The sequence below is a fragment of the Oleiphilus sp. HI0086 genome, from assembly GCF_001635225.1.
Window position 1 is genome coordinate 1 of record NZ_LWFZ01001216.1, and the last position, 1,066, is coordinate 1,066.

Consider the following 1,066-nt stretch of genomic DNA (forward strand, 5'->3'; position numbering starts at 1 on the left):
CTTGTTAAATCAGGTGTTTAGATTAGCCTTAATAGACACTAGTTAACTAAAGTTCCTATTAATATCGGTTTTCATGGCAGAATTTTCCGTATCCATCAAGCTTAAGACCCAGTTGCTGCAGGCGTTAGCCCAGCAGGTTGCCGTGTCGTTTAATGACGGCATTGGAAAAGCGATTCACGCTACCTCAGCTCAGTTATATAAGAAACTAGATGATGCTGAGGATTGGCTGCGAGCGGATTTTTCTTTAGCCATTAATCTTCTAGAAGCAAATAGTGAATGGTTTGCTGCACAGGTTGCAAACAATGCTATTGGCGCTCTGAAGGAGGTTGAGCAGAGTTTATCAAATGAAGAGGTGCTCAGTGATGAACTAGAGCAAGTGAAAACTGATACACAAAAGCCGCATGGTGGCGATAAGCTTGACCTTGACTCACTTAGTCTTGTCTCCAAAGATGACTTTGAAGATTGGCTTAGTGCCAATATGGGTATCAAGTACCTAGAAGCTGAACTTGGTTACGAGCTTCATGAGGTTTGTTTAATTGTTTCGTACCTGTTTGGAGAAACAATTGGAAAGGAAGATTGTCCTCTGGCACCCCATGCAATTTTCAGCACCTTAAAAACAGCTATCGAGCAACTAGAAATCCCGGCGGCTCCCCAGATTGTCATCTATAAAGCGCTGTCTCGTAGCTTTCTTGAAGACTTAAGAGAGTCATATCTTGAGATAATCGGCACTGTCAAAAAAGTCCAAGTTAATTACAAGCCTAAGCAAACTCAAGAGCCGTTAACAAAGACAGAAAGTGAAGCAGATGCCGCACAAGAAGCCAGTTCAGCCGAAGAGACAGTAAATCACAATGTTGAAGGGCTGAGTGATGCACCAGTTATTGGAGGGGGCTCTTCAGCCGCGTCTATCCTTGAAAATCGCCACCAATATAAAGCTCAAGAAAACAGCACATTAGATACTTTGTCACGTCTGCACACCTCCTCTACTAGTGGGGGGCAATTAGGCTTAGCTTCTGCTGGGGAAGAAATCGATGCAAACTCGCAAAGTATACCTGTAGGTCAATACGCG

The 1,066-nt window shown here is 43.5% G+C and carries 1 protein-coding gene; it reads left to right on the plus strand.

Going from position 1 to position 1,066, the window contains the following annotated elements:
* Positions 1-73: 73 nt before the first annotated feature.
* The coding region (locus tag A3756_RS21345; protein ID WP_156490660.1) for a DUF1631 family protein at positions 74-1,066 on the plus strand (993 nt) is incomplete at its 3' end.